General features: G+C 41.5%; 10 protein-coding genes and 1 tRNA gene. 2 read left to right on the top strand and 9 right to left on the bottom strand.

Annotated features, from left to right (window positions below):
* Positions 1-284 (top strand): hypothetical protein (locus tag DXB15_RS17110; protein ID WP_207666150.1); only part of this gene is annotated, 284 nt, incomplete at its 5' end.
* Here the strand turns inward: DXB15_RS17110 and DXB15_RS00005 are convergent.
* The 9 genes from DXB15_RS00005 to DXB15_RS00045 all read right to left on the bottom strand — a co-directional run bounded on the left by DXB15_RS00005 (position 266) and on the right by DXB15_RS00045 (position 11,580).
* Positions 266-353: transfer RNA gene (locus DXB15_RS00005), tRNA-Ser, on the bottom strand. The genes DXB15_RS17110 and DXB15_RS00005 overlap by 19 nt on opposite strands.
* 164 nt (positions 354-517) lie before the next feature.
* Positions 518-3,433 (bottom strand): SF1B family DNA helicase RecD2, encoded by a 2,916-nt coding sequence (recD2, locus tag DXB15_RS00010; protein ID WP_118701691.1) that lies wholly within the window; start codon positions 3,431-3,433, stop codon positions 518-520.
* Between the two features lie 97 nt (positions 3,434-3,530).
* On the bottom strand, positions 3,531-4,856 hold the full coding sequence (locus tag DXB15_RS00015) for an ABC transporter permease (protein WP_118701692.1): 1,326 nt from the start codon (positions 4,854-4,856) through the stop codon (positions 3,531-3,533).
* A complete protein-coding gene (locus tag DXB15_RS00020) occupies positions 4,850-5,632 on the bottom strand; it encodes an ABC transporter ATP-binding protein (protein ID WP_279233038.1) in 783 nt (260 codons plus the stop codon). Before DXB15_RS00020 ends, DXB15_RS00015 begins: the two co-directional genes overlap by 7 nt.
* 18 nt (positions 5,633-5,650) lie before the next feature.
* Positions 5,651-7,138, bottom strand: coding sequence for an efflux RND transporter periplasmic adaptor subunit (locus tag DXB15_RS00025; RefSeq protein WP_118701693.1), 1,488 nt, complete (start codon positions 7,136-7,138; stop codon positions 5,651-5,653).
* Positions 7,139-7,315: 177 nt separating this feature from the next.
* Positions 7,316-7,870, bottom strand: coding sequence for a Fe-S-containing hydro-lyase (locus tag DXB15_RS00030; protein ID WP_118701694.1), 555 nt, complete (start codon positions 7,868-7,870; stop codon positions 7,316-7,318).
* Between the two features lie 16 nt (positions 7,871-7,886).
* Complete coding sequence (locus DXB15_RS00035) at positions 7,887-8,732, bottom strand: fumarate hydratase (RefSeq protein WP_109216323.1); 846 nt, start codon at positions 8,730-8,732, stop codon at positions 7,887-7,889.
* A 211-nt stretch (positions 8,733-8,943) separates the two neighbouring features.
* Positions 8,944-10,197 carry an arginine deiminase gene (gene arcA, locus DXB15_RS00040; protein ID WP_118701695.1) on the bottom strand — a complete coding sequence of 418 codons (1,254 nt, stop codon included), beginning with the start codon at positions 10,195-10,197 and terminating at the stop codon, positions 8,944-8,946.
* Between the two features lie 42 nt (positions 10,198-10,239).
* Complete coding sequence (locus tag DXB15_RS00045) at positions 10,240-11,580, bottom strand: MATE family efflux transporter (protein WP_109216325.1); 1,341 nt, start codon at positions 11,578-11,580, stop codon at positions 10,240-10,242.
* A gap of 230 nt (positions 11,581-11,810) precedes the next feature.
* Here DXB15_RS00045 and DXB15_RS00050 point away from each other — a divergent pair, with 230 nt between their 5' ends.
* The gene (locus DXB15_RS00050; protein WP_118701696.1) at positions 11,811-12,626 is read left to right on the top strand and encodes a MerR family transcriptional regulator; all 816 of its coding nucleotides are present in this window, start codon (positions 11,811-11,813) and stop codon (positions 12,624-12,626) included.
* Positions 12,627-12,632 lie beyond the last annotated feature (6 nt).

The following is a 12,632-nucleotide window of genomic DNA, read 5'->3' on the forward strand; positions in this document are numbered from 1 at the left end:
CTGTTCTCAATGAATCTTTCAAGGTTATTTCACTGTTCAGTTATCAAAGTTCTTTGTTTCGTTGCCGCTTAGCAACTTTTATATCCTATCAGATGTTTAAGTGCTTGTCAACAACTTTTTTAACTTTTTTCAAAGCTATTTGTTTTTGTTGTGTCACTCACGCGACAGCTTGTATATATTATCATAAGCACTTGCGCTTGTCAACAACTTTTTTCTTTTATTTTCAACTTTATTTCTCAGCCCTGTTTTTAGAGCAAAAAAATAACGGAGAAAGAGGGATTTGAACCCTCGCGCCGCGCGAACGACCTACACCCTTAGCAGGGGCGCCTCTTCAGCCTCTTGAGTATTTCTCCATATTTTTTTATAAAATTGATGCGCCGTAACGCTTTATCTACTATACAAGACCTTTGCCTTTTTGTCAATAGCTTTTTTTAACTTTTTTGAGAATCCTGCAACTTCTTCTATTACATACTTTTACTACGAATTTTGCGACCAACTTTTAATCATATTGAAAACCTTATGTTTCACATAAACGCTCCTTCAAAAAAGTGTTCCGCTTCGTAACAGTCACATTCCTGACCGCATAGGACAATGCCTTTCTGGTTCCTACTATTACCAGAACCTTTTTTGCACGGGTGATGCCGGTGTAAATCAGATTTCGCTGCAACATCACATAGTGGTTCATCAAAACAGGCATTACCACGATCGGGTATTCCGATCCCTGCGCTTTATGAATGGTTGTGGCATAAGCATGCACCAGTTCATCCAGCTCCGATGCTTCATATTCTATGATATGCTGGTCAAAATTTACTTTCAGCATCCGTTCCTGCAGATCCACTGACTCCACGGTTCCAATATCCCCGTTGAAAATCTCTTTTTCATAGTTATTGCGAATCTGCATGACCTTATCCCCGGCACGGAACAGATATCCGCCCCGGCGCAGACCGTCTCCCTGAGGATTCAACGCTTCCTGCAAAGCCAGATTCAAATTTGCCGCTCCGACAATACCTTTCTGCATTGGTGTCAGCACCTGAATATGATTCCACGGTGTTTTGTAATAGCGCGGAAGGTTATTTTTTACCAGTCGGACGATCTCCTGAACTGCTTCCTCCGGGTCTTCTTTTTCTATATAGAAGAAATCCGTATTTTTGCCATTGGAAATATCCGGGAATTTGCCTTCATTGATGGCATGTGCATTCATGATGATCCTGCTGCTCTGTGCCTGTCTGAAAATCCGGGTCAGACGAACCACCGGAAACACACCGGAATCAATAATGTCGCGCAATACATTACCTGCGCCAACAGATGGGAGCTGATCGATATCCCCCACCAGTATCAGACGCATTCCCTCCGGAATTGCTTTGAGCAGCGCGTTCATCAGTATCATGTCAATCATAGAACACTCATCAATGATCAGCACATCTCCCTCCAGCGGGTTATCCTCATTTTTCTGATATCCTTCCGGCGGTTTGCACTCCAACAGACGATGGATTGTCTTTGCCTCTAATCCGGTTGCTTCTGTCATACGCTTAGCGGCACGACCTGTCGGTGCTGCCAGCAGGATTTTTAATCCAAACGAACGGTAAGCGGCGATAATCCCCTGCGTTGTCGTGGTTTTTCCGGTTCCAGGTCCTCCCGTCAATACCATAACTTTGGAAACAGCTGCTTTTCTAATGGCATCCGCCTGAATCTCATCATATTCCATGTGTACTTTTTCCTGAATTTTACTAACATCAATGGACAGGCTTTCGTTTCCTGTCTTCTGCCGTGCATCCATCAGTGCATGCCAGAGCCGGTCTGCTGCCGGTGCCTGCGCCAGACGTTTTAATTTGCCTGCCACACCTGCTTCCGCATAATAAAATGCCGGCAGATATATAGCTTTCATTTCTGCCTGATCTGTGTTATAGTCTACCGTTTCACAGATCAGATCTTTGTCCATGATCATTTGATCCAGAGTCATTACGATGCTGGATTCTTCCGCTTCCAGTAATTCTGCTGCCTTCGCGATCAGCTGCTCCTGATATGCAAACACATGCCCCTCGTCCGCCAGATTGCTCAGTGTATACATAATACCGCTGCGTAATCGGACGTAAGCCTCCTTTGCAAAACCAAGCTTCTGTGCAATTCCATCTGCTGTCTTAAATCCAATGCCCCAGATATCATCTGCCATCTGAAAAGGATTTTCTTTCATTTTTTCCAGACTTTCGTTGCCATACTGGCGATAAATTTTTGCTGCAAAAGATGTACTGACACCGTGATCCTGCAAAAATAGCATAACGTTTTTGATCTCTTTCTGCCGCTCCCAGCTGTCCCGGATCATTTTTATCCTTTTCTTACCGATACCATCTACTTCCTGCAGACGTGAAATGTCTGTCTCAATGACTTCCAGCGTCTCCGTTCCAAACTGCGCCACGATCTTTTTCGCATATTTCGGACCAACGCCTTTGATCAGACCGGAACCAAGATATTTTTCAATACCAAATACTGTGGCCGGAAGAGTTTCTTCCCAGCTCTCTGCCGCAAACTGTCTTCCGTAACGACTGTCCACTTTCCAGTTGCCGTAAATCAGAAGAACTGAACCAACATTGACATCCAGCAGGCTTCCGATAACCGTCACCAGTTCTTTGTAGCTTTTCACGGCACATTTGAGCACTGTGTAGCCATTTTCCGGATTTTGATAGGTAATGCGTTCTACTACTCCGCGGATTTTTACCGTAAAATGCTGTGGACGCTGCTGCACTTCTACAGCTTGCGACTGTACGTTTTCAGTCTGTACCTGATGACTGTTTGCCTGATTATTTATCGACTCTTCCGATTTCTGACCAATACTTCTATTTGCTGCTTCCGATGCCTTTTTTCTGGCTTCCTCCACACGCTTCTTCTGTGCCTCACGCATCTCAGACACCATACACTCATACACTTTCTGGTTCATATAGCAGTCATTCAGTGCTCGATGCGCACCTTCCGATGAAATACCATAATGCTCCGCCAGATCCACCAGACGATGATGATCCATCTTCGGTAAATGTTTTCGCGCCACCTGCAACGTATCCACATAATTGTTCTGCGGAATTTCGCCAAAATACTGCTCGGCGTCACGCCAGATGAACTTCATGTCAAACCGTGCAATGTTATGTCCCACCAGAACAAGACCTTCCGCAAAATCCAGAAACTCTGCCAGAACATGCGAAAACGCCGGTGCCTCCGCAACCATCGCATTTGTAATTCCATTCACTTTCGTCGCTCCAAATGGAATCTTGCGGCCCGGGTTCACCAGCGTATTAAATTCATCCACTACTTCGCCACCTTTAACCTTCAGCGCTGAAATCTCAATCACTTCATCATAGTTCGGTGAGATTCCAGTCGTCTCAAGGTCAAAGATGACATAGTCTGGTGTGTATTTATTGATCAGAGTTCCTTTCTGTGTGGACATGAGTATCACTACTTTCTATTCATTCTTTTTCGTATCTTATCATATCCCATTTTAAAGTACAATCATCAATAGTTTTTCTCAGTCTGAGTTAAAAAATTTACTCATATCTCAGCGCATCAATAACTTCCATTTTTGCTGCTTTCTTCGCCGGATAAGATCCGAAGAACACACCGATCAGCATTGAAAAGCATACGGAGAGGATAATTGCTAATACAGACGGATGTACATTCATGATAATATAACCTGCATAATCACTGTAGTAGCTGTTGATGACAAGCATCGCCACTTTTCCGAGAATGAATCCAAACAGGATTCCGATTAGAATTCCAATGATTCCACCAACGAGGCAAAGTACCACCGACTCGATCAGAAACTGCTGCTTGATGGCCTTATTTTTGGCACCCAGCGCTTTTCGGATACCGATTTCCTTTGTTCTTTCAGTGATAGACACCAACATGATATTCATGACACCAACACCACCGACGATCAGGGAAATTGCGGCAATAAAAGAAATTGCCACGGTTACTACATTAATGACCGTATTAATAATCCCCATATCCGAAGACATATTGTACGTTGTGACCTGCCATTTTTCATTTTTCGCATATTTGTCTGCAAAAAAGCTCTGAATATCTGTTTCTGCCTGATTTTGATCCGCACCTGTTTTTAAAAGGACACTTACATACGTATATCCATTGGTCGCTTCACTATGGTTTAATTTATTTGCAGTTGTGGCGGGAATATACATGGTAGTGCTGCGGTCTTTTTCCGGAACCGTCGTATCTTGTTTACCAAAAATAGCAGCATTATATTCATACACACCTACTACTGTAAATTCATAAGAATAACCATCACTTCCACTGTAAATAATCTGCTGTCCGACAGGATCTTCACTGCCGAAGTAATAGGATGCCATCGTATCAGATACAACACATACACGTTTTTCCTTTTTCATATCCTGCTTTGTCAGATTACGTCCACGAAGAATATTTATTTTCATGTACTCCAGTTCTTCTTTTGTCGTTCCTGTTGCGTCCACATTCGCATATTTATCACTGTTTTTGTAAATCTGACCGCTGCCAAGATAAGCTGAAATACCAAAACCTGCGATTTCGTCCGGATATGTTTCCTGTAATTCATCCAGCATATCCTGCGTAATATAATCATCTGCTGTCATCTTCGGATATTCCCAGTTTGACCAGTCCGCATCATCCTCCGGATAAATAGCATCCACACTGGCGCTGATACTGTTTCCACCAAGGGAGTTTAATGTAGCATTCAACGTTGATTTAATGGATGTTCCAATGGTCGTAATCGTGATAACCGCAGAAATACCGATGATGATTCCAAGCATGGTCAGCAGGGAACGCATTTTATTGGAAAGAAGGTTCTGAAAGGCTTCTTTAATATTCTCTATCAGCATATCATTCCCTCCTCTCCGATTTCTGGCTTATTGCATCCATCATTCATCTTATGATGACCTGACAAATCACAGCCTTTCTCTGTTTTTTTACTGTCGGATACGATCATACCATCATTTAATGTGACAATTCGCTCGGTCTCTGCAGCCAATTCTTTTGAATGAGTGATCAGAACTACTGTTTTTCCCTGTTCTTCATGGAGCTTGTGAAAAATATCCATGATCATATGACCGGTCTGGGAATCCAGTGCACCGGTCGGCTCATCTGCAAGGATAATGGAAGGATCATTAATCATCGCCCGGGCAATAGCAATTCGCTGTTTCTGTCCACCGGACAGCTCATTCGGACGGTGTGTGGCACGATCTGCCATTCCCACCAGTTCCAGCATCTGCATACCGATTTCCTTTGCATTTTTCGGACGATGCTCACTGTACATCAAAGGCAGGGTTACATTTTTTAAGGCATTAGCTCTGGGAATCAGATTAAAATTCTGAAATACAAACCCTATTTTTTTATTCCGCATGACACTTCGCACGGTATCATCCATGCTATTGACATCCTCTCCTTCCAGAAAATAATTACCGGAAGTCTGACGGTCCAGAATACCCATAATATTCATCAGAGTACTTTTTCCGGAACCGGATTCTCCTACAATAGAAATAAATTCGCCCCGTTTGACATCAAGGTTAATTCCATGTAAAATCTCCAATTCATTTGGCTGACCAATGTAATATGTCTTCACAATCTGTTCCATGCGGATCATAATTTCATTTGACATGTATAAAAACCTCCATGATTAATCCGCAGTTACTTTGGAACTCATACCTGTAGAACCACCATCTTCCGTTTCACTTACATCACTTCCTCTTTCTCCCTGGAAAGTATCTCCTTCGGATATAGAGTAATCCATGATAATGTAATCTCCTGCTTTCAGATCGCCACCGGTCACTTCTGTATAATAATTAATCTCATCACCAACTGTGATATTTTTCTTTACAGCTGTATAAGTACCATCTTTATTTTCTTCTGCACAGAGTACGTAATTTTTGCCATCCTTATCCTGCTGCACCAGATCATACGGTACGGACAGCACATTTTCACGATCTGTCAGAACAATTTTTGCCTTTGCACTCATACCACTGATCAGATTACACGGTTCTAATTTAATCTGTACCGAGAATCCACCTGTATTGGCTGCTCCGGAAGTCTCCTTTCCGGTTTGTTCCGTCGTCGGCTGGGAAGCATTATATACTTTTACTACTTTAATAATCTCGCCATTGATTTTCTGATCATCCAACGCATCAGAAGTAATGATTGCTTTCATACCTTCCTTCAATTTCAGAATATCTTTTTCTGTTACACTTGCATTCACGATCATATCAGTATTATTTTCTACTGTTACTAATGTAGCATTTGCTGTATTTACATCACCGACAGAAACATTGACTGCAGTAACAATACCTGCACTTTTACTTGTGATCGTACAATCGTCCAGTTGTTTTCTCAACTGATCCAGCTGCGTCTGTGTATCACTGTTATCAGTCTGGTTATATTTTGCAGACTCAATACTGCTCTGGGCAGAATAAATCGCATCATCGGTGGAGGATTTTACGCTCGTATAATTATTTTTTGCTTCTTTGCGGGCACTGTCTGCAGACGTAAGATCACTTTTTGCACTGGAAAGCTGATCCTGAAGATTGGAAAGTTTTTCCTGAAGTTCTGCCTTAGTATCTTCATCGGATGCCGCATTTACTTGATCTGATACAGATTTAATCTGGTTATTTAATGAATTTACAGTATTTTGTGCTGCTGTATACGCAGCTTCTGCACTGTTGATACTGTCATTTGCCTGTGCCAGTTGATTTTGCTGATCTTCTTTGGCACGCTCAAGGGCTCGCTGATTCTGATTGCTTTCATTCTGCTTTAATGCAGCTGCATTTGACAGAGATTTTTCCAGCACATCAATCTGTTTCTGAATAGAATCTTTATCCAGAGTTGCGATCACATCGCCTTCTTTTACAACATCTCCAACCTGAACATTTACAGTTTTGATCTCAGTCGCAGCTGTAGAAGAATAATTGATCTTCGTCTCACCACTTACCGTTCCTGTCAGAGATATAAAATCGGACAGGTCACGTTTATCTACTTTTTCCAACTGTACAATCTTGGTCGCTTCTGCTACACTGTTTAACTTTCGTTTGGCTACGCCAACCAGCACAATGATTGCTGCTACAATGATAACCAACACAATCACCAGTTTTTTGTGTTTAAATTTTTTTTTCACCGTCAGTCCTCCTGTATTTACCTAATGTAAGTGATGCTATTATATAAGATAAAACCTTGTAAAAAATGTATGAATTTCTTAATTTTTTATAAAAAGAAATCAGAGCTTCCTCCTGCGACTGGCGGTTGCAGAAGGAGGCTCTGATTTCGTTTTAATAATATTAAATTTTAAATAGATTTAATCAACAACCGCAAATTCTTTGATGGCAGTTTCATACAGATTATTTCCCTCAGAGTCTATGACTACGATAACTGGGAAATCCTCGACTTCAATCTTGCGGATTGCCTCTGCACCAAGGTCCTCGTAGCATACAATCTCAGATTTTTTGATGCATTTTGAAAGCAATGCACCTGCTCCGCCGATAGCTGCAAAGTAAACAGCTTTGTTTCGGATGACTGCATCAATGACTTCTTTGGTACGCTTTCCTTTTCCAATCATGGCTTTTTCCCCCAGATCCAGCAGACGCGGAGCGTATTTGTCCATACGACTTGCGGTAGTCGGACCGGCAGAACCGATCGGCCGTCCTTCTCTGGCCGGAGACGGTCCCATATAATAAATCGTGCAGTCTTTGATATCAATTGGAAGTTCTTTTCCTTCATCCAGTACTTCCATCATGCGTTTGTGTGCCGCATCTCTGGCCACGTAAAGTGTACCTGTGATATAAACGTAATCGCCGGCCTTTAAGTCAGCAGTTATTTCTTCTGTAATTGGTGTATGTATATGTTTATCCATGATAAAACCTCCTGTCTTACAGTTCTCTTACCGCATGTCTGTTGACATGACAGCAGATATTGATTGCCACAGGAAGTCCTGCGATATGGGTCGGATAAGTATTGATGTTGACTGCCAGCGCTGTGGTTGTGCCGCCAAGTCCCCCCGGTCCAATACCAAGATGATTGATCTTTGTCAGCATTTCTTCTTCCATTTCTTTGACATATGGAATGTCGGAATGTTCATTTACCGGTCTGGTCAGCGCCTGTTTTGCAAGCAGGGCACATTTTTCAAAAGTTCCACCGATACCTACGCCCACAACCATTGGCGGACAGGCATTTGGACCTGCATCTTTGACTGCCGCCAGAATCGCATTTTTTACACCTTCGATACCGTCTGCCGGTTTCAGCATAAAAATGCGGCTCATATTTTCACTGCCGAACCCTTTCGGTGCAATAGTAATTTTTACTTTATCGCCCGGAACAATTTTTGTATGAAGAATTGCCGGTGTGTTGTCTTTTGTATTTTCACGGATCAGCGGATCTTTTACAACAGATTTTCTCAGATAGCCGTCCACATAACCACGGCGGACACCTTCGTTGACAGCTTCCTCAAAATCACCGCCCACAAAATGTACGTCCTGCCCTATTTCCATAAAAATAACGGCCATTCCGGTATCCTGACAAATCGGGATCATCTCTTTATCTGCAATTTCCAGATTTTCCTGAAGCTGATTCAGAATTTTTTTTCCAAGCTCTGATTTTTCTGTCTCAACGGCCTGTTTCATGCATGCATCCATATCCGGTGACAGATAATGGTTCGCCTGTATACACATCTCGCTGATGTTATCGGTTAATTCTTTTACGTTAATTTCTCTGATCATTTTTTCACTCCCTACATTTTTCTGTAAGCTATTTTAACAATAAGATTATAGTCAAAAATGTATGTCATTCTTCTGCACATTTTTGTAATCCTGTAAAAAAGAAAACCATCCACTTCCTCTGATGTTTTCCCATAGATACGTTTATCATAGCTCAAACAAAAAGAAATGTGAATGGTTTTCTAATTATATTATTTAGAAATCATGCTTATAATCAAGACGTAGATATAGAAAAGCTCCCCCCTGACAGGTCTTCCCGCTCCAGCGGCATGCTCATACAACGTGGGCCTCCCCGACCTCTGGAAAGCTCCGAACTTGCCATTTCCAGCACCTCAATGCCATGCTGACGTAAAATCTCATTGGTCACATAATTTCGATCATATACGACAACTTTTCCCGGCTCAATGCAAAGAGTATTGGAACCATCGTTCCACTGTTCACGCTCAGAAGCAATCCGGTCTTTTCCACCGCATTTGATCAACGTCACTTTATCCAATTCCAGATATTTTGCAAGAATATCCGAAAGCATCGCATCGGACTCCGTTACTTTCAGCTGTCCTTTCCGATCTCCCGGTTTGATTTCAAAAATACGCAGCGTCTGCATGATACCCGGATGAATCGTAAATTTATCATAATCCACCTGCGTGCATACTGTGTCCAGATGCATAAATGCACGTACAGCCGGAATATCCAATGCGATAATCGTTTCAATCTCTGACGCTTTATCCACGAAAATATTCTGTGCCAGAAGTTCAATGGCTTCCGGTGTGGTACGCTGTGAAATTCCGATAGCGATCACCTTATTGCTCAGATTCAGAATGTCTCCGCCTTCAATGGCAAAATCCATCGTTCTGTCATAGTAAAACGGCACTTTTCCGGCAAAATCCGGATGATATTTTAAAATATATTTTCCGTAAAGTGTTTCTCTTCTTCTGGTTCGGGAATACATACGGTTCAGACTGACACCGTTTCCTATGCAGGCAAAAGGATCTCTGGTAAAATAAAGGTTCGGGATCGGATCAAGTAAAAACTGACTTTCTTTTTTCACCAGGCTTACCAGCGGGCAGCTCATTTTTACATTCAATTCAGAAGCCCGGATTCCGGACATGGTCTTTAACACCAGTTCTTTTTCATCTGAAATTTTCATCAGATAGTCGTACAACTGGTCACGGACTTTCGCTGCCGAAGCACCGCCCTCTGCAATAAATTCCCGGACAAACTGCTCCTTTTTCTCCGGATTTTTCAGTACATCTGCGGTCAGATCTTCCAGATATACCACTTCCACTCCCTGTCCCCGCATGATTTCTGCAAACATATCGTGTTCGATTTTTGCGGTTTTCAAGTACGGAATATCATCAAATAAAAGCCTCTCCAGATCTTCCGGAACCAGATGTTCCAGCTCCTGACCGGGTCTGTGGAGCATAACTTTTTTCAGTTTTCCAATTTCGCTTTTTACATGGATTGCCATTTTACGGCGTCCTCCTTCTCCCGTTCATTCATAACGTACATTTTATCCCAAAATATAATTTTTTTCACTCTTTTTTATAAAATATTTCACATGCATACAGACTGACAGGACTAATGTACACAGTTCCGAGGAAGGAATCGCGATCCACGCACCGTTCAAGCCCAGTACGTGCGGCAACACAAGTAAAAATAAAACGGTAAAAAGCAATGTCCTGCAAAAAGAAATCAGCGCAGATACTTTTCCATTAGACAGAGCGGTAAAAAATCCGGAAGATGCAATATTAACCCCACTGAACAGAAAATTTATCGCAAAAATCTGAAATCCTACAGAGGCCAGTTCCCAGGTTCCAGGATCCTTTGTAAATATCGAAACGATTGGTTTTGCCAGAAATGCAGCGATCACAGTAATCACAACAGATGATGCAATTACAAAAATAAAAGTTGTCTTATATATACGCTTCAGCTGAGCTTTATTTTGTGCACCATACTGAAAACCGACAATCGGAGCAATTCCAACAGCGAATCCAAGATGAAAGGAATTAAATAAAAATTCTCCATACAAAATGATCGTGATGGCAGCCACACCATTTGCACCGGCCAGCCGCATCATAACTGAATTAAATAAAAACGTGATAATAGCTGCTGCCAGCTGAGATACCATTTCGGAAGAGCCATTATAGCATGCATGAAAAAAATCTCCAACTTTCACACGAAACCGTGTAAAACAAAGTCCCTTTTTATTTGTGAAAAAGAAAATCAATCCCGCAATTGCCGGTATCGACTGACCAAGTCCGGTTGCCAGCGCTGCACCGCTGATTCCCAGATGGCAATGCACGATCATTACATAATCCAGCACTGCATTTAAAACTCCTGCTAAAATGATCAGAACCAGTCCCAGTGTCGGACGCTCTGCAGTTACCAGATAACACTGAAACAAAGACTGTAACATACAAGCCGGAGCAAAAAATGCAAGAATCATCAGATAGTTTCTGCAATATGGCAGTAATTCATCGGTAGAACCAAGCAGATAGCAGATCTGATCCAGAAAAATCAGCGTGATCAGCATAATCACTACACTGACAATTAAAGTAATGACCACAAACATGGTAAGCCTTTCTTTGGCTTCTTTCTTTTTTCCTTCTCCCAGATATTTACTGATGATAGCATTTCCACCAGTCGCAAGCATCGTTGCAATTGCGATCATAATATTTACAACCGGGTACACAATATTAGTTGCAGATAATGCATTACTTCCAACAAAACGTGATACAAACATTCCATCAATGATCGTATACAACGACATAAACATCATCATAATGATGGATGGTGCCGCAAATCGCAACAATTTCAAAGGAGTAAACTCTTGGTTCAAAGACATACTCATAAAAACACCTGCTTTCTAATTACTATTTAATTACTATCCAATTACTTTCTACTGATTATGATAATTCTATCTGTCACCAACAGTGATCCTGAGAAGAATATGACAGTTCGAGAATGCTCTTTTTAATCATTTCGTTCTTGACATCTGTCAGCATACAGTATAGGGTAACCCTATAGTCAAGCAGATTTTTACACTATATTTTTTTTACAAAACAGGAGCATTTAAATTATATGGAACGCAAAGATTATCTGACTACCGGAGAACTGGCCCAACTGATGGGAATTACCAAACATACACTTTTTCACTATGATGATATCGGTCTGTTTCAACCAGAATACATTAATGAAAACGGTTACCGCTTCTATTCCATTGATCAGATTGAGATTCTAAACACCATTCTGGTTTTGCGTGATCTGGACATGCCTTTAAAGGAAATCCAAACTTATCTATCACAGCGAAGCCCGGAACTTTTTCAACAAATTTTTCTTGAAAGAGAAAGTCAGATTACACAACAGATAAAAAAACTGCAGACTATGAAAAAATGGATGCAACAGCAGAGAAAGAAGATAAAAATTGCCGAACAAACCGATTTTTCCACAATTGAAATAAATACCTATCCACAATATTATTACCTTTATAAAGAAGCAGATCCGTCTTCCACTCAGTCATTTTCAAAAAAACTCAATGAATTAATTACGCTGCTGCAAAAGAATAATCCCTATCTGGATTACGATATTGCTTATTTTCAATATGGAAAAAATGTAGAGCACGGCATTTACGATGCCTACGACAACGTTGCACTGCTCATGCATCAGAAACCCTCGATCAAAAACTGCCAGATACTTCCTCCCGGAAAATATCTGACAGCCTATCACATCGGTCACTGGAGTACGATTGGTGAGACTTACGAGCGAATACGAAATTATAAAAAGAAGCATAACCTTAGAACCAGCGATCTGTACATCGAATATGACGTGGTAAATAGTTTTATTGAAAAAAATACCGATGACTTTGTAACCCAGATTGAAGTTGAAATTATACAATAAGGATAA

It is taken from the genome of Roseburia sp. OM02-15 (assembly GCF_003481835.1).
GTDB lineage: Bacteria > Bacillota > Clostridia > Lachnospirales > Lachnospiraceae > Eubacterium_I > Eubacterium_I ramulus_A.

Coding starts and splice junctions, on each gene's coding strand:
- recD2 (WP_118701691.1), bottom strand. CDS start 3,433: ATGTCCACACAGAAAGGAACTCTGATCAATAAATACACACCAGACTAT.
- DXB15_RS00035 (WP_109216323.1), bottom strand. CDS start 8,732: ATGATCAGAGAAATTAACGTAAAAGAATTAACCGATAACATCAGCGAG.
- DXB15_RS00015 (WP_118701692.1), bottom strand. CDS start 4,856: ATGCTGATAGAGAATATTAAAGAAGCCTTTCAGAACCTTCTTTCCAAT.
- DXB15_RS00030 (WP_118701694.1), bottom strand. CDS start 7,870: ATGGATAAACATATACATACACCAATTACAGAAGAAATAACTGCTGAC.
- DXB15_RS00020 (WP_279233038.1), bottom strand. CDS start 5,632: ATGTCAAATGAAATTATGATCCGCATGGAACAGATTGTGAAGACATAT.
- DXB15_RS00045 (WP_109216325.1), bottom strand. CDS start 11,580: ATGAGTATGTCTTTGAACCAAGAGTTTACTCCTTTGAAATTGTTGCGA.
- DXB15_RS00050 (WP_118701696.1), top strand. CDS start 11,811: ATGGAACGCAAAGATTATCTGACTACCGGAGAACTGGCCCAACTGATG.
- arcA (WP_118701695.1), bottom strand. CDS start 10,197: ATGGCAATCCATGTAAAAAGCGAAATTGGAAAACTGAAAAAAGTTATG.